The sequence below is a fragment of the Phytohabitans kaempferiae genome (genome assembly GCF_042433955.1).
Taxonomy (GTDB): domain Bacteria; phylum Actinomycetota; class Actinomycetes; order Mycobacteriales; family Micromonosporaceae; genus Phytohabitans; species Phytohabitans kaempferiae.
This window is the reverse complement of sequence record NZ_JBHLUH010000001.1, coordinates 1-15,985: the sequence shown is the minus strand read 5'-3', so window position 1 is coordinate 15,985 and position 15,985 is coordinate 1. Positions and strand designations below refer to the sequence as shown.

Annotated in this window: 13 protein-coding genes, 1 tRNA gene and 1 pseudogene; 5 read left to right on the top strand and 10 right to left on the bottom strand. The window is 72.3% G+C overall.

Going from position 1 to position 15,985, the window contains the following annotated elements; translation table 11 throughout:
* The first annotated feature begins 274 nt into the window (after positions 1-274).
* The gene (locus ACFFIA_RS00075; protein ID WP_377243313.1) at positions 275-1,279 is read left to right on the top strand and encodes an alpha/beta fold hydrolase; all 1,005 of its coding nucleotides are present in this window, start codon (positions 275-277) and stop codon (positions 1,277-1,279) included.
* Positions 1,280-1,339: 60 nt separating this feature from the next.
* Positions 1,340-1,903 carry a dihydrofolate reductase family protein gene (locus tag ACFFIA_RS00070; protein ID WP_377243310.1) on the top strand — a complete coding sequence of 188 codons (564 nt, stop codon included), beginning with the start codon at positions 1,340-1,342 and terminating at the stop codon, positions 1,901-1,903.
* Here the strand turns inward: ACFFIA_RS00070 and ACFFIA_RS00065 are convergent.
* The 7 genes and pseudogenes from ACFFIA_RS00065 to ACFFIA_RS00035 all read right to left on the bottom strand — a co-directional run bounded on the left by ACFFIA_RS00065 (position 1,878) and on the right by ACFFIA_RS00035 (position 12,028).
* The gene (locus tag ACFFIA_RS00065) at positions 1,878-2,609 is read right to left on the bottom strand and encodes a DUF3159 domain-containing protein (RefSeq protein WP_377243307.1); all 732 of its coding nucleotides are present in this window, start codon (positions 2,607-2,609) and stop codon (positions 1,878-1,880) included. The two genes, ACFFIA_RS00070 and ACFFIA_RS00065, sit on opposite strands and share 26 nt — an antisense overlap.
* A gap of 93 nt (positions 2,610-2,702) precedes the next feature.
* On the bottom strand, positions 2,703-4,979 hold the full coding sequence (locus tag ACFFIA_RS00060; protein WP_377243304.1) for a transglutaminaseTgpA domain-containing protein: 2,277 nt from the start codon (positions 4,977-4,979) through the stop codon (positions 2,703-2,705).
* On the bottom strand, positions 4,955-6,085 hold the full coding sequence (locus ACFFIA_RS00055; protein ID WP_377243301.1) for a DUF58 domain-containing protein: 1,131 nt from the start codon (positions 6,083-6,085) through the stop codon (positions 4,955-4,957). Before ACFFIA_RS00055 ends, ACFFIA_RS00060 begins: the two co-directional genes overlap by 25 nt.
* Positions 6,086-6,306: 221 nt before the next feature.
* A pseudogene (locus tag ACFFIA_RS00050) lies at positions 6,307-7,320 on the bottom strand (AAA family ATPase); the annotation flags it as partial.
* The gene (locus ACFFIA_RS00045) at positions 7,320-9,944 is read right to left on the bottom strand and encodes a fibronectin type III domain-containing protein (RefSeq protein ID WP_377243404.1); all 2,625 of its coding nucleotides are present in this window, start codon (positions 9,942-9,944) and stop codon (positions 7,320-7,322) included. The gene ACFFIA_RS00045 and the pseudogene ACFFIA_RS00050, both read right to left, overlap by 1 nt.
* 251 nt (positions 9,945-10,195) lie before the next feature.
* A complete protein-coding gene (locus ACFFIA_RS00040; RefSeq protein WP_377243298.1) occupies positions 10,196-11,416 on the bottom strand; it encodes a fibronectin type III domain-containing protein in 1,221 nt (406 codons plus the stop codon).
* A gap of 207 nt (positions 11,417-11,623) precedes the next feature.
* Entirely contained in the window at positions 11,624-12,028 is a 405-nt protein-coding gene (locus ACFFIA_RS00035) for a RidA family protein (protein WP_377243295.1), read from the bottom strand.
* Positions 12,029-12,245: 217 nt separating this feature from the next.
* On the opposite strand from ACFFIA_RS00035, the gene ACFFIA_RS00030 reads away from it, so the two are divergent.
* From ACFFIA_RS00030 to ACFFIA_RS00020, 3 genes are all read left to right on the top strand, one after another.
* Positions 12,246-12,329 (top strand) — tRNA-Leu (locus ACFFIA_RS00030).
* 117 nt (positions 12,330-12,446) lie between these two features.
* A complete protein-coding gene (locus ACFFIA_RS00025; RefSeq protein ID WP_377243292.1) occupies positions 12,447-12,908 on the top strand; it encodes an AbrB/MazE/SpoVT family DNA-binding domain-containing protein in 462 nt (153 codons plus the stop codon).
* Positions 12,905-13,942: a tyrosine-type recombinase/integrase gene (locus ACFFIA_RS00020; RefSeq protein WP_377243289.1), complete on the top strand. Its 1,038-nt coding sequence runs from the start codon at positions 12,905-12,907 to the stop codon at positions 13,940-13,942. Before ACFFIA_RS00025 ends, ACFFIA_RS00020 begins: the two co-directional genes overlap by 4 nt.
* Positions 13,943-14,367: 425 nt before the next feature.
* Here the strand turns inward: ACFFIA_RS00020 and ACFFIA_RS00015 are convergent, their stop codons facing one another.
* The 3 genes from ACFFIA_RS00015 to ACFFIA_RS00005 form a co-directional block, all read right to left on the bottom strand.
* Entirely contained in the window at positions 14,368-14,676 is a 309-nt protein-coding gene (locus tag ACFFIA_RS00015; protein WP_377243287.1) for a hypothetical protein, read from the bottom strand.
* A gap of 107 nt (positions 14,677-14,783) precedes the next feature.
* The gene (locus tag ACFFIA_RS00010; protein ID WP_377243284.1) at positions 14,784-15,035 is read right to left on the bottom strand and encodes a hypothetical protein; all 252 of its coding nucleotides are present in this window, start codon (positions 15,033-15,035) and stop codon (positions 14,784-14,786) included.
* Positions 15,036-15,059: 24 nt separating this feature from the next.
* Positions 15,060-15,985: IS3 family transposase (locus ACFFIA_RS00005; protein WP_377243281.1), on the bottom strand; the 926-nt coding region annotated here is incomplete at its 5' end.

Below are 15,985 nucleotides of genomic sequence, written 5' to 3'. Positions count from 1 at the left end.
GGCCTGCCGGGCCGTGCGAGACTGGCCACGGCCACGGAGATCACGGGGGACGGGATGCCGCTGGACAACGAGGACCGGCCGTCGGACTCGCCGTACGTGCACCGGGTCTGGCGCAGCCACGCGTCCGGCGTCGCGCGGATGACCTCCATCGCGACGGCACACTGGGAGCTCGTGTTCTGGGAGCACGAGGGGAGCGTCCACGCCGCCCTCGTGTTCTGGGAGCACGAGGGGAGCGTCCACGCCGCCGTACGCGGTCCGGAGACCACCGCGTCGAGTGTCGAGGTGCCCGACGGATCGGCGTCGTTCGGGATCACGTTCGCGCACGGCACCTCGATGCCGCACCTGCCGCCGGCGCGCCTTGTCGACTCCGCGCTGGAGAGCCCGCACGCGACCGCGACGACGTTCCTGCTCCGTGGCGACCAGTGGCTCATCCCCGACTTCGAGAGCGCGGAGCAGTTCGTCGCCCGGCTCGTACGCGAGGGCGTGGTGGTGCGCGACCCGCTCGTCGACGAGGTCGTGGCCGGCGGGATGCCCGGCGTCGGGACCAGGTCGGTGCAGCGCCGCGTCGCCGCCGCGACCGGGCTCACGCAGGGCGGCATCCGGCAGATCGAGCGCGCCCGGCAGGCCGCGGTGCTGCTCGGCGAGGGGGTCGCCCCGCTCGCCGTACGCCGTCCAGCGCGAGATCGAGGACATCGCCGCGCTCATCGAGGTGGCCGGCGCGCCGGCGACCCTGTTCGGCTGGTCCTCCGGCGCGGTGCTCGCGCTGGACGCCGCAGCCGCCGGCCTGCCGATCCGGCGGCTGGCGCTCTTCGAGGCGCCGTTCGTCGTCGACGACAGCCGCCCGCCGCTCCCCGCCGACTACGTCGAACGCCTTGACGCCGCCGGGGCCGCCGGGCGCCCGGGAGACGCCGCCGCGCTGTTCCTGACCGCCGCCGCCGGCATGCCCGAGGAGGCCGTGGAGGGCATCCGGCAGAGCGAGTTCTGGCCGGTCATGGAGGCGGTCGCGCCGACGATCGCCTACGACGGGCGGATCATGGGCACCACGATGTCGGGCAAGCCCCTCCCCCGCGACCGCTGGGCCGCCATCACCGTGCCGACGCTCGTGCTGCACGGCACCGGGACGTTTCCCTCCATCGTTTCGGCCGCCCAGGCGCTGGCCGAGCTCCTGCCGACCGCGACCCTGCTGCCGGTCGAGGGCGAGCAGCACAGCGCCCCCGCCCATGTGCTCGCCGCCGCGCTGCGCGACTTCGCGCAAACCGCTGAGACCGCAAACCACTGAGGCCGCAAACCACTGAGACCGGACGCCACCGAGACCGGAAGCCACTGAGAGGAGACAGGCATGGGACGGATCGTGGTCACCGAGTTCATCTCGCTGGACGGCGTCGTGGAGGCGCCCGGCGGCGAGGACTTCAAGTACCCCAACTGGAGCTTCGAGTTCGACCGCGGCGAGGAGGGCGAGCGGTTCAAGATCGACGAAGCGCTCGGCGCCAGCGCGCAGTTGCTCGGCCGCCACACCTACGAGGGCTTCGCCGCCGCCTGGCCGCAGGAGGAGGGCGAGCTGGCCGACAAGTTGAACGCGATGCCGAAGTACGTCGTCTCGCGCACGCTCACCGACCCCACCTGGAACAACACGCGCGTGCTGGCGGGCGACCTGGTCGAGGAGGTGAGCCGGCTCAAGGCCGAGGTCGAGGGTGACATCTCGGTCGCCGGCAGCATCCAGCTCGTCCAGGGCCTGATCGAGCACGACCTGGTCGACGAGCTGCACCTGATGACGTTTCCGGTGCTGCTCGGCACCGGACGGCGCCTGTTCGGGGAGACCTCGGACAAGTCGGCATGGGAGCTGACCGAGGTGCTGACCTTCGGCGCGGGCGTGCTGGTCACGATCCTGCGGCGGGCCCGCTGACCCGATCCCGCGCGTGCTCGCCTTCCCGCCGAGTCCCCTCGTCGTCCCCGCGGTGCGCGGCGTCCCGAGGGGCCGGCGGGGCGGGCGTGACGGGGTGGCGCGGGCCGGGGTGGTCGGCCGGGAGCGTACGGCGGATGACCCACCAGCTCACCGCCAGGCAGGCCGCCACCAGTGGCCAGGTCAGCGCCGCCCGGGCCACGCCCAGCGCCGCCACCTGGTCGGCCGCGTAGAGCGGGAGGAAGACCGCCAGCCGGATCGCGTACTGCATGACCCAGATCCAGCTCGCCCGGCCGTACGCGCGCAGCAGGTCGGGGTCGCTCCGCCACCGGGTCCGCTGGCGGAGCACCGCGCCGACGATCAGCCCCAGCAGCGGCCAGCGCAGCGCGATGCTGACCGTCCAGAGCAGGGCGCTGGCCGCGTTGGAGACGAGCTGGATGAGGAAGAAGTCGGCGGCCCGGCCGGTGCGCACGGCGATCAGCGCGGCCAGGCAGACCGCCAGCAGCCCGACGAGCGCGGCGCCCGGCTTCGCGCCCCGGGCGACCCGCCAGATCGCGACGGCGACGCCGGCCACCAGCGCGGCGGTCACGCCGCCCCACAGCGACTGGCCGGTCGCGAGCCAGCCGGCGGCGAACGCGAGCGGCGGCACAGTGGCGTCGACCGCCCCGCGCCGTCCGCCCAGCAGGTCGGCGAGCGACTCGTCCCTCACGTTAGGAAAGCCTAACTTAGCGAGATCCTCTCGTCACGGTGCCGAGGTCCAGGCGTGATCGATTTGCGCGCCGGCGGCCGGCAGGAGGCTCGATCAGCGGCGGCGGTGCCAGCGCAGCGGGCCGGGGTGCAGCGACCACAGCACGCGCCGCCACCAGGAGCGGCGTGCCCGAAGGTCGGCGGCGTACGCCACCGCCTGGGCGCCGGCCCGCCGCGCCTGTGCCTCGTCGGTGGCGAACGGGGCGAACGTCGCGTGGTTGACCATCTCGGCCAGCTCCTCGATCGGCGGTGCCGCCTGGCGCAGCCGGTTGGCCCGCCGCCCCTCGGCCGCCACCTGGGCGTGCGCGGCGACCTCGGTGGCGTCGAGGTGCGAGCCCGCGGGGCGGCCGGCGAGGCGCAGCGCGTCGCTGACCTCCAGCCACGCGCCGGCGACCCGCTGGGCCGGCGGCCCCTCCTCCAGCCGCCGCCGGCGCAGGCCGCGCCGCATCGTCAGGAGCACCACGGCGGTGCCGCCGACCACCAGGACGAGCAGCGTGCTGAGCCCGCCGGCCACGACCGCGCCGGCGGACCTGCCGCCGGTGTCGCCGGGAGCCGCGACCGGATCGGCCGAGGCGCTGGCGGAGGCGGAGTCGGTGGGCGCCTCGGTGGGCGGCTCGCTCGGTGGCTCGGTGGGCGGCTTGAAGTCTTCCTCGACCGGACGCGGCTCGGTGTCCGGCTTGGGCATCGGGTCGAACGCGACCCATCCCACGCCGTTGAACAGCACCTCCGGCCAGGCCAGCGCGTCGGCACCGCGCACCGGGCCGGTGCCGCTGGCCGACTGGAAGCCGACCACCACGCGAGTGGGCAGGCCCATGAGCCGGCCGAGCACCGCGTACGCCGCGGCGAACTGCTCCGACGTGCCCTCCTGCCCACCGCCTCCACGCGGGCCGAAGAGGAAGAAGGCGAGGTTGGGGAAGGCGTGGCCGCTCGGCGCGTCGGCCACGACGCGGTAGTGCGTGGCGAGAAACTCCTCGATCGCCACCGCCCGCTGGTACGGCGCGCCGTTTTCCTCGGCGAGCTGGTCGGCGAGGCGCTGGAGCTGCTCCGGCACGCCGTCGCCGAGCCGCAGCACGCGGGCGACCGCCTCGCCGGAGGGTACGTCGGCCGCCGTCAGCAGCCCCAGGTCGGGCCGCTCGCGCGTGGAGGTGACCGAGTAGCGCAGCCCCGCGGCCAGCCCTTCGGGACGGATGAGCGTGCCGCTGGCGGGGTCGAACGCCACGCGCGCGCCGTCGATCTCGGTCGGCGTGGCCACCGTGGGCAGCAGCCGCCCGGTGAGGTCGGCGACCGTGATCTCCTGCCGCACGGTGTCTACTGTGGAGCTTGGGCCGACGGGCGGCGAGGGCAGCACGCGCCCCGCGCTGCGGTACGTGGCGCCGACCCGCCAGGTGATCCCGTCGTAGTCGTTGAGCACCGCCAGCCGCAACCGCACCGGCCCGCCCGGCTGCGAGGTCACGTCGAGCAGGTGCTGGTCGGGGTTGAGCGCCCATCCGGAGATGCGGATCAGCGGGTTTTCGTCGAGGCTGTCGACCTGCGGCGGCTGCACGTACTTGCGCGGGTCGACCGGCCGCGTGCCCACCTGGCCGGCGACGAAGGGGCCTACCACCGCGGCGAGCAGGACGATCGCGGCGAGACCGGCGGCGGCGCCGGCCGCGACCCGTATCCGCATGGCGGCCCGGACCGGCGCGGCGATGTCACCGGCGGCCGGTGACGGGGGGCGACCGGTCACCGCCAGCCCGGCCGCGGCGGCGGCCGCGAACGCGAGCGTGGGCAGCACCGCGGCCTGGGCGTTGGGGCCCACGACGTAGAGGGCACCGGCGTAGAGCGCGGCCGGCGGCAGGTAGCCGAGCAGCACGCGCCCGGCCCGCACGGCGACCTCGGTGGCGGCGAGCCCGGCCAGCCACGCGCCGACCACCGGCACCAGCACCGTGTCGGGCGTGGGCTCGACCGGGATCATGGCGGTGAGCAGGCGCGGAATGCCGTTGCGGGCGGCGTCGGAGAGGATCTCGACCAGCCCGCCGGGCAGCTCGGCGCGCTGCGCGGCCAGCCGCAGCGCGAGCACCGTGTAGATGCCCATCGCGACCACCGACACCGGCGCGACCAGCCACGACGGCAGCCGCCGCGCCGCGGCGCTCACGCCGACCGAGCCGATCGCCGCGCCGGCGACGAGGTGAGGCAGCAGCGGGCCCGCGTAGATCCGCGCCAGCGCCGCGCCGCTCAGCCCAATCAAGATCATAAGCACCAGGGGTACGGGCGCCGCCTTCACCAGCCGCCCGGCGATCCCGCCGCGCGCGGGGCGGCCCGCGTCGCTCACCACCGCTCGACACCTTCCCACTCGGCGGCGAACGCCGCCCCGTCCTTGGCGTCGAGCACGATCATGCCGTCGACCGCGGCCGAGGTGGGGCCGTCCGAGCCGAACACGCCGACCACCACCGCGGGGTACGAGCCGCGCAGCGCGCCGATCAGCCCCAGGTCGGCGCCGCCACCGGGGCCGGTGAGGTAGACCAGCGTGTCGCCGAGGCGCTGCTGGCGCAGGCGGTTGGTGGCGGTGTGCAGGTCGCCGTCGCGGTGCAGCTCGGCCTCGGCGAGCCGGTCGAGGAAGTCGGCGGTGCCGCCGCCCCCGGAGACCATCTGGAGGGTGACCGGCACGTCCTCGCGTACGGCGGCGGCCACCACCGAGGCCGCCGCCTCGCACGCCGACTCGAACGTCTCGTCGACGCTCTCCCGGGGGTGCGCCGAGGCGCGGTCGTCGAGCAGCACCACGAGCTGCGGGAGGCTGGTGTCGAGGTCTTCGCGGACCATCAGCTCGCCGACCTTGGCGCTGGTGCGCCAGTGCACGCGGCGCAACTCGTCGCCGACCACGTACTCCCGGAGCGAGTCGAACGTGATCGTCCCGTGCGGTACGCGGTCGAGCCGGCCGTCGAGGCTGCGGGCCACGCCGGCCGGTACGGCGGTGAGGTGGTGGATGCGCGGGTGCACCCACACCTTGGCGGTCTCGCCGTGCGCGCGGGCGAGCGAGACCAGCCCGAGCGCGTCGCGGCGGGTGACCCGCAGCGGCCCGACCGGGATGACGCCGCGGCGGTGGGTCGGCACGGGGTAGCTGACCGTGGTGTCGTGGCCGGGGCGCAGGCGCAGCAGCGGCACGGGCACCGGCCGGGCGCCGCAGCGGTCTTCGGCGATGAGGCTGGCCGAGGGAAGGCGACCGCTGTTGCGCACGGTGAGCGTCATCGTCGCCGGCTCGCCACGCGCGACCCGGTCGGGGTCGGCGACCCGGCTGACCGAGAGCCCGGGGCGCCACGCCGCGTGCGCGAAGGCGCAACCGGTGGCGATCGCCGCCGCGCTGCCGAGCATCGTGAGCTCGGGGTAGCCGAACCAGAAGCCGGCGGCGAGCAGGGCGGCGGCGCTGGCGAGCAGGCCGACGCCGCGAGGGGTGAGCCGCATCGGTCCGGCCCCTAACCCGGGTGGCGCCCGGGCGCTCCCTGGTGGCCCGGCGCGCCGTGGTGACCGGGTGGTGCCTGCCGGCCGGCGGCGGCACCTCCCTGGTAGCCGGTGCCATTCTGGTGCGCGGCGCCGCTCTGGTAAGCCGTGCCGTTCTGGTGGCCCGCGCCGTTCTGGTGGCCCATGCCGTTCTGGTACGTCGCCCCGTTTTGCGGTGGCGCGGCGGCGGCCTGCTGGCCGTTGGGGAGCGGCACCGGCACCTGCTCGACCGCGTCGCGCAGCACGTCGGCGGCGGTGACCCCGCGCAACTGGGCGTCGGAGGTGAGCAGCACGCGGTGCGCGAAGACCGGCTCCAGGAGCGTCTTGATGTCTTCGGGCAGCACGAAGCCGCGCCCCTCGATCAGCGCGTACGCGCACGCCGCCCGGGTCAGCGCGATCACGCCACGAGGGCTCACGCCGACCCGCACCTGGGCGTGGTTACGGGTGGCGGCGGCGAGGCGCACCGCGTACGCGTAGAGCGGGTCGGCGATGTGCACCCGCTGCGCCATCGCGACCATCTGGCTGATCATGCTGGTGTCGGCGATCGCCTCCAGCGCCTCCGGCGAGCGCATCGTGGCGCCGCGAAGCACCTCGATCTCCACCGCCTCGCTCGGGTAGCCCACCGAGAGCTTGACCAGGAACCGGTCGAGCTGCGCCTCGGGAAGCCGGTAGGTGCCGTCCATCTCGACCGGGTTTTGCGTCGCGACCACCAGGAACGGCCGGGGCACCGGATGGCGCGTGCCGTCGACCGTGACCGTGCGCTCCTCCATGACCTCCAGCAGCGCGGACTGCGTCTTGGGCGAGGCCCGGTTGATCTCGTCGGCGATCACCACGTTGGCGAAGACCGGCCCGGGGTGGAACTCGAAGCCCCGGGTCGCCTGATTGAAGATCGTCACGCCGGAGACGTCGGCGGGCAGCAGGTCAGGCGTGAACTGGATGCGCCGCCACTGCCCGTGGATCGTGGCCGCCATCGCCCGGGCCAGCGTGGTCTTGCCGACGCCGGGCACGTCTTCGAGCAGCACGTGGCCCTGTGCGAAGAGCGCGGTCAGCGCCAGCCGCACCACCTGCGGCTTGCCCAGGACCACCGCGCCGATGTTGTCGGCGAGGCGGGCCGCCATGTGGGCGAAGCCCTGCACGTGCTGCTGCGTGAGCCCCTCGGGAGGGCTCGTCGCGTGGTTGTGGTTGACGGTCGCGGTCATCAGCAGTTTGGCAAGGGACCGGTCGAGTTGAGCCCCTCACCCTCCAGGTTGAACCAGGCGAACGGGATGTAGCTGCGCCCGCCGTTGTACTCCACCTGGATCCACCAGGTGCTGCGCTTGTCGCTGTTGTAGACGTACGCGTAGATCTCCTCGCCCTGCTTCCGGCAGAACGCCTTGAGTCGCGTGCCGGGCTCGGCCCAGCCGACCTGGGTGCTGCTCTGGCTCGTGTTGGCGAAGATTTCGTTTCCGTTGCGGCCCTCACGATCGGAGTCGCAGTAGGTGCGCTCGGCGCCGGCGGTGCCGTTGTTGCAGGTGGCGATCCCGTACACCAGGCTGGTGGTGCGACTGCCGGTGCCGGTGTCGTTGCCGGCCGCGTTGGTCGCGGTGACCGTGAAGTTGTAGACCGTGCCGGGCGCAAGCCCGGTGACGGTCAGCTTGGTGCAACTGCCGTTGGCCGTCTTACCGCCGGCCGCGAGCCTGCACGTGACGTTGCCACCGCCGTCGTTGACGGTGAAGTTGACCGTGATCGACGTCGAAGTGACCGAGCCGCCGGTCACCGTGACCGCGGGCTTGGCCACCGTGCGGCCGGTCTGGGCGGCCTCCGGGCCCTCGCCGGCCTCGTTGACCGCGCGCACCTTGACCGTGACGTTGGCGCCCGTGCCCAGGCCGCCGATCTCGGTGGAGGTGCCGGTGACCTCGGTGCGGTTGTCGCCCGCCTCGACCACGTACTTGGTGATGGGCCGGCCGTTGTCCGCCGGCGCGCTCCACACCGCGCGGAGCGTGCCCGCCTTGCCCGCGACCGTGGTCACGTCGAGTGCCGGCGGCCGGTCGGGCACCGCGAACGGCACCACGCTGTTGCTGATCGGCGACGCCTCGGACGCGCCACCCCGCTCGTTGACCGAGACGACCTGGAACGCGTACTGGTTGCCGTACTCCAACTCGCCGGCCGGCACCACCAGCTCGGTCGAGGTCGACTCGCCGGCCGGTGCGGTGGCGCCCGCGGCGACGGCCGTCACGGTGTACTTGCGGATCTGCAGGCCCTGCCCATTGGCCGCGTCCCACTTCACCACGACCGTGCCGTCGGGCCTTGCCTCGGCGGTGACGTTGGTCGGCGGGTCGGGCACCTCGGAGGTGGGCACGACCGGGTTGCTCTGCTTCTTGGGCCCCTCGCCCTTGGCGTTGACCGCGTGCACCGAGAACCGGTACTCCTGCCCGTTGACCAGGCCGGTGATCCGCACCGAACGCTGGCTGGCGCCCACCTCGATGGTCTTGCCGTCGCCCTCCACCACGTACTTGGTGATGTCGGCGCCGTTGGGGTTGGCCGAGCGCCAGCTCACCGTAACCTCGGCGTTGCCACCGGTCGCGGTCACCGAGCGAGGCGCGCCGGGCTTGCCCACCGGCGGGTCCTTCTTCACCGGCGGCGGCGGGGGCGGCGGCGGGTCGCCACCGAGGACGTCGTTGGCGTACTTGTCGACGGTGCGCACGTCGTGCTTGTCGTCGACCACCGTCGCGTTCTGCGAGTTGGGCGCGTTGATGAACAGGTGGTTTTCCCGGACCTCGAGCTCCAGCGGCCCGTTGGCGCCCTTGACCTCGATCTTGTTGACCAGCTGGCCGTTGGCGTCGAAGACGTAGACCGTGCCGGTCGACTCCTCGGCGGCGTAGAAGCGCCCGGCCCAGGCGACCGCGGGCTGGAGCCTGGCGCCCTCGCCGGGCACCTCGAAGTCTTGCACCTTGTCGGGGTCGACGACCCACACGTGGCGCTGGTCGGGCACGGTCACCGGGATGCGCGGACCGTCGGTGCGCGGCGGCAGCGCGCCCAGCCCGTCGATGGTCAGCGTGGTGGCCACCTTGTCTTCACCCTTGACCGTGGTGAGCGTCTTGGTCGTGCGGTTGAGCACCGCGACGCCCTCTTCGAGCGTGGAGATGGTGAGATCGTGGCTGGGGTCGGCGACGTCGACCGTGCGCACGATTGCCGGGCTGCTGCCGCTGCCGCCCGCACCACCGGACGCGGCCGGCGCGTCGGGCAAGGGCGCCGCGGTCACCGCGGACACAGTGCCCTCGCTGGGCACGGCGATCCACAGGTGGCCACCGCCGTCGAACGTGCCACCGGTGATGCCCGGCGGGTAGTGCACCGCCTCGCCGATCGGCACCAGCGAGCGCGGGTCGAGCTGGCGCACCACGCCCTGCACCGCGTCGACCACGAACGCCTTGTCGTCTTGCAGCGCCACGCTCACGCCGACTCCGGCGACCGTCTTGGTCGTGGCGGTGATCTGGAGCGTGGCGAGGTCGAGGGAGCTGACCTGGCCGGTGTTGAGGTCGCGCAGGATCAGGAAGCGGTCGGTCTGCGAGACCTGCATCTTGTGGCCCTGGCCCTGCGGGATCTGCAACCGCGTGTCGACCCGGCCGGTCACACCGTTGACCCGGGCCATCTCGCTGCGCAGCGAGCTCCACAGCCACGAACTCGCGTCGTGGCTGGCCACCGCGTGGTCAGCCGCGCCGAGCCCGAGGATCGTGAGACCCATCGCCGTCACGAGCCCCAGCACCGTGGCGATCGTGACGATGCCACCGCGCTTTATGGTCCGGCGCTTCGCCGGGCCCGTGACCGGACTATCGGATGTGCCAATGCCTGTGCCAGCCATGCCGTTGCCTGTGGTGACCACAGTCGGCCGCCCTCCCCACCCCGTGACGCGGGCCGGCGTCGCTCCCGCGCGCTCGTCGTATGCGTTCCTCCCCGAATGCCGCCCGCCATCATAGGTGGTGCGTTGGGTAAGCGGGAACCCGCTGTGGATACGGTCCCCCAAGGCTGTGGATAACCCCGATGACCTTGGTATCAGCCCAGGTGGCTCCAGTCGCGCGCGATCTTGACGACTGTGGATTAACCAGGGGTCGGAGTATTACGCTCCGTGCACACCTGGCCCGACGCAGCGTATTCGTCACTGCTGTAAACCGCCAGCACCGTGAAGCAGTAGCCCAGTCGCGGGTTCAAACCGTTGATTGTCGCGGTGGTTTCGCCCGGATTGATGGTGGCCATAGCCTTGTGCTGCCGGCCCGCCTGCGCGCCGGCCACGATGAACGGCACCGTCCCGTCCGTCGGGTCCTTCCAGCTCACCGTGATCGCCGTGCCGTCGACCCGCACCTTCAGCTCGGTCGGCGGGTCACCGGCCAGCCGCGGCCCCTGGCTCTGCGTCACCGGCGGCGCCGGCGGCTCGTCCCCCGTGAAGAGCACCTGGATCGCCACGAACCCCGCCGCCAGGACGGCGGCAGCCGCCGCGATCATCGCGGCCACCGTCGCTCCGCGCACCTTCCGCGGGCGGGTCACGTGGTACGTCGGCTCGCTGTCCCCGCCGTAGGCCGCTCCCGGCGGCGGTGGCGTGTACACCGGCTGCGGCGCGTAGCCGCCGCCCGACGGCGACTGGCCGGTCACCGGCGGCGCGTATGGCGGGCCGCTCTGCGGTGCGCCGTATGGCGGGCTGCTGTGTGGTGGTGCGTAAGGCGGGCCGCTCTGCGGCGGGGCGTAGGGCTGGCTCGGCTGCGGGGGCGCCTGCGGCTGGGCCGGCTGCGGCATCTGCGGCGGCGTGCTCGGCAGGGCGAAGGCCGCGGACGAGGGAAACTGCATCGGCGGCGGTGCCGGCGGCTCCTCCGCCGGGATGGTCAGCTCGGCCGACGGCTGGGCGTCGCCCAGGTACTCCCGCGCCGCCCGCACCGTCCAGTGGTCAGCGCCGAAGACCGCCGGCCCGTGCGCCGCCAGCCGCCCGAACGCCCGCCGAGCCTCGTGCCGGTTGCCCAGCTCTTCCGCCACGCCACCGAGGTCGAAGGAGATGGACAGCATCAGCGGGTGGGCGTCGCCCAGGTGCAGCTGCCCCGCCGCGTACGCCTCCTCCAGGACCCGCCGCGCCGCCATCGGGTCGCCCGCCTCCCGGTGCAGGCCCGCCAGCACCTGCCCGGTCGCGATCACCTCCGGGTTGTCCTCACCGAGCGCGACCTTGGCGCCCTCCAACGTCTGGTCGAGCATCTCCCGGGCGCCCGCGAGGTCACCGGAGTCGCGCAGCGCGCGGGCGTTCTGCTGCGCCATGGCGAGCGGAGAGGGCTGGGACACGCCCGTCATGCTGCCTGGCCCCCGCCGTTTCGCGCCACCCGGGTCTCGCTTCGCCCACAATCCGTCACTCCCCGCCGGAACGCGCTCAGCGCGGCGGTGCGGGTCTGCGTGGGGTGAGCTGAGCTGGCTGGCGCGGTTGGCCGGTGCGCCCGAGGCGGCGCCGAGCACGCGATGGACGGCGGCCCGCAGGCTCGCGCGGACCGGGCCTCAGCCAGGAAGCGCGGCGGTGACGTCCAGCTCGATCAGCTGGCCGGTGAAGCCGAGCCGCGCGACCCCGAGCAGCGTGCTCGCCGTCGTGAACGCCGGTGCCAGCGGCGACCCCAGAAACCGGTCCCAGACCAGCGACAACACCGCCTGCTCGCCGCTGACCACGTAGATCACCGTCCGCACGACGTGCTCCGGTCCCGCACCGACCGCCGCGAGCGCGGCCAGCGTGTTCGCCGCCACCTGGTCGACCTGCGTGTAGAAGTTACCGGCGCCCACAAGCGCCCCGTCCGGCCCGAGCGGGCACTGGCCGGCCAGGTACGCGGTCCGCCCCGCCTCGACGACCGTGACGTGGTGGTAGCCCGGAGTGACGTGCAGCCCTTCGGGATTGATGCGGCTGATCGACATGGGGCCAGTGTGGCCGCCGGAGCCGCCCACCGCCCCCGGATTTCCGCCCCCGCGCGCCGCCACTCATCCGCCCCCGCGCGCCGCCACTCATCCGTACCCGCGTGCCTGCCGTGCACACCCCCGGCGGAGCCGTGTACAGTGATGCCCCGTGCGGCCCTAGGGCGGCGATAGGACGGTGTGTCCGTTCCAAAAGCCCCCCGGTAAAGTGGACGCACAAGTCCGGGTGGCGGAATGGCAGACGCGCTAGCTTGAGGTGCTAGTGCCCGTATAGGGCGTGGGGGTTCAAGTCCCCCCTCGGACACAAACGCCAAGCATATCTGCTTGATTTGACGTACCGGTGGTCAAACCCGTTTAACCACCGGATCGGGGTCCTCACGCTCCGGCTGATCGCGGCGAGCCGGCGCTGGGGGTGGTCGTCGTGACCGCCCTGGTCGTGTCCCCGGTCGTCCCACCTGCGGTTGCTGATGCCCGACAGGCCGGGCAGGTCAATGGTCGGCGGGCGTTGCCGGTCGCGCAGCTCGCTCCCGTAGCCGGCCGGTCGCCGGTCTGTGGGATGGCCGCGATCGACTGCAACGGCCGGATTACCGAGTCCACGGTCATCCCCGCACTGGGGTGGGCTCCGGGCACGTGCGTGGATATCCGGGTGTGTGGCGGGCTCGTGCTCGTCACCGCTGATCCGCACGCGGTGTTCCGGGTAACTCAGCCTGGTCAGGTGCGGCTACCGGCCGCAGTTCGGCAGTGGTACGGGCTCACCTCGGGCAGCCGGGTCCTGCTCGTCGCAGACCCCGCCGCCGGGCGCCTGGTGGTCCATCCACCGGCGGCTCTCCACACCATGATCACCGAGTTTCACGCCGCCGTGCTGGGCGGTGAGGCCGCATGACCACGCAACCGACCCCCGCGCCGCCCGACCAGGCTGACCTGGACGCCGCACTGCTGCTGCTGTCCCGGCTGGGCATCTCACCGGCCGATTTGCAGCACGCCGCGCCGGCTCGGCCGCCAGCGCCGACGTTCGCCGAGTACATCCCTGTGGTGTCGCAGGCCGTCAGCGTCGGTACCCGCCGGGTGTACAGCTCCTACTGGAACCGCATCGTCGAGCACTGGGGGCAGCGCCGACTGGACGAACCGACACCCACCGAGGTCAAGCAGCTATCCGAGTACGTCAAGACCCACACCGTGGCCCGCCGCAACGCTCGCGGGGGACGCAGCGCGGCCGAGCACCTCATCGCCGCCCTGCGCTGCGCGTACAACCACGCCGTCGCCGACGGTCTCATCGCCGAAGCGGATAATCCCGCTAGCAAAGTGGCAAAGCCGCGACGGCTGCCCACCACCCGCCGCGCAGTGCCCGACACCCGCCTTACCGAGATCAACCACATCGCGGCGTCCACAGGCGACGATCCCGTGTTGGACAGCCTGCTCCTGCGGCTACACACCGAGACCGCATGCCGCCGCGGCGGCGCCCTGGCACTCCGACCAGCGGACCTTGACCCAGATCAATGCCTGATCCTGCTGCACGAGAAGGGCGAGACCGTGCGTTGGCAGCCGGTCTCGCCCACGCTGATGCGACACCTGCGACAGCACGTCGAGGAACGCCCCGCTCCACCCGGGACACGGTTGCTGCGCTACCGCAACGGTCAACCGATCACCTATCGACGCTACGACTACCTGTGGCAGCGCATCGGCCGGCACCTGCCCTGGGTGGCAACCCAGCAGATCAGTACGCACTGGCTGCGGCACACCACATTGACCTGGGTCGAGCGCACCTTCGGCTACGCCGTCGCCCGCGAGTACGCCGGCCACACAGACAGCGGCAGCGACGCCGGCACGACCACCACCTACATCCGCGCCAGCCTCCACGAGGTAGCCGCCGCCTTGGCCGCACTCACCGGCGAACCGCACCCGCTCGCGCTCGGATGACGGGCGAGCACCAGCAGAGGAATGGTCAGGTCCGACGGCGCCCGCTGCCCAGGCCAGCTCTTTGGGCCGCCACCGACGTCGTCCTAGCACCGGTGGCGCGGTACCGGGCGCCCTGATTGTGGCCGCTAGGAGGTTATCGGCAGCGCTACCCGTAGCGCTGCCGATAAGGCCCCCGTTCACCGGTCGCCCCGGACAGACATCCATGACGAGTGCGCCCCCGAGCCAGCAGGTCAGGCCGCGTTCGGCAGAGTCGGCCAAGGGACGGGCGGCGTACGCGCGGGCACGCCCGCGCCGCTTCAAGTCGGGCGCGCTACGCCGCAGCGAGCGCGTCGTGGCACTCGGCGGTGTCGGCGTAGGTGGGCCAGCGCTGGGTCACTGCCGAGTCGCTCTCGCCACAGTGGACTATCCAGGTAAAGTCGATTCGCTCAGGCGCTGCCGAACCGGGTCGACCTGAAGTCCTCCTCGTCATGGGCGACATGGAAGCCGATCTTCTCCAGCCACTCGATCTCAGTAATGGGCACCCCAGCCGGCTGGGCACAGACGATCAGTTCACCCGGCGTGCAGTGCAGCGGGCTGATGTCGTTGTCGTGGGCCGGAGCAAGGATCGCCAGGGCTTCAACCAACTCGCACCACGCAGGCGGCGCGTCGGGGCCGAGTAGCTGCCGGACCAAGGACCGGCGGGTCTCGGGGTCCATGGAGATCTCAGGCTCGCCCTCGTAGCTGAGGATTCTCATGCCGCTGCCTCCGTCTTGATCCGCTCTAAGGTCGAGTAGCCGGGAGGGGTCTCACCTCCCGGCTCTCACAGATCTGGGCGTGACAGTCTCCCGTCACCCAGCTCTTGTCATCCTGACTGCCAGGCGGAGCGGACCCATGCCCAGTGGGCGAAGAGTCTGGGGTGCTGGCTGGTGATGCGTTGCCAGGCCGCCATCGCCTTCGTGTAGGACCTCAGCCGTTTGTATTTCTTGCGGATCCAGCGCACCAGGTAGGCGTTGATGCGCCCGAGGAGTGGACACAGCGCGGAGCGGTAGAACGCCCCGTGGAGGGTAGGAGGCAGGCGCGGTGGCGTGATCGCCGGTAGGCCCCAGGGTGTCAAGCCCCGGGTTTGATGGAGAGTTGGTTAGCTGGTTTTCAGGGGTGCGGTGACCGGTTGGGTCATCGCGTGTAGTGCTTCGTACTCGGCGGGTGGGATGTGTCCGAGTTCGCCGTGGAGCCTGCGGTTGTTGTACCAGTCGATGTACTCGACGGTGGCCATCTCCAGGTCGTCGAGGCCGCGCCACGGACCCCTGTTGCGGACGAGTTCGGCCTTGTACAGGGAGTTGAACGCCTCGGCCATCGCGTTGTCGTACGAGTCGCCCTTGGAGCCGACCGAGGCGACGGCGCCGGCCTCGGCGAGCCGTTGGCTGTAGCGAATCGCTCGATATTGGACTCCCCGGTCGGAGTGGTGCACGAGTCCGCCCAGGTCGGCGCCCTGGTTCTCGCGGCGCCAGATCGCCATCTTCAGCGCGTCGAGCGCCAGATCCGTGTAGAGGCTGGTGGAGACCTGCCAGCCGACGATCATCCGGGAGTACACGTCGAGGACGAACGCGGCGTACACCCAGCCCACGGCGGTACGCACGTAGGTCAGGTCGGCGACCCACATCTGGTTCGGGCCCGTCGCGGTGAAGTCGCGGTTGACCAGGTCAGCGGGGCGGCTGGTCTCGGCAGCGGGCCGGGTCGTGCGCGGCGTCTTGTCGCGTAGCAGCCCGCGCAGTCCGGACTCACCATCAGCCGCTCGACGGTGCACCGGGCCACGTCGACGCCCCTGTCGGTGCAGTTCGTGCCAGATCTTGCGGGCCCCGTAGATGCCGTAGTTCTCCTTGTGGGCCTGTTCGATCATCGCGGTCAGCTCCTCGTCACGCCGCGATCGGGCCGAGGCGGGGCGGGCCGTGGCGGCGTAGTAGGTCGATGGTGCGATCTCGGCTGGCGTGTCTTCAAGCGCCCGCAGGACCGGCTGGACACCGTGTTCGGCCTTCTGGGAGTCGACGAACTCCACTCTCATCGCGA

What these genes read in the sequence shown, in the direction of transcription:
- ACFFIA_RS00070 (WP_377243310.1), top strand. Translation starts at nt 1,340, where the DNA reads ATGGGACGGATCGTGGTCACCGAGTTCATCTCGCTGGACGGCGTCGTG.
- ACFFIA_RS00055 (WP_377243301.1), bottom strand. Translation starts at nt 6,085, where the DNA reads ATGCGGCTCACCCCTCGCGGCGTCGGCCTGCTCGCCAGCGCCGCCGCC.
- ACFFIA_RS00035 (WP_377243295.1), bottom strand. Translation starts at nt 12,028, where the DNA reads ATGTCGATCAGCCGCATCAATCCCGAAGGGCTGCACGTCACTCCGGGC.
- ACFFIA_RS00020 (WP_377243289.1), top strand. Translation starts at nt 12,905, where the DNA reads ATGACCACGCAACCGACCCCCGCGCCGCCCGACCAGGCTGACCTGGAC.
- ACFFIA_RS00015 (WP_377243287.1), bottom strand. Translation starts at nt 14,676, where the DNA reads ATGAGAATCCTCAGCTACGAGGGCGAGCCTGAGATCTCCATGGACCCC.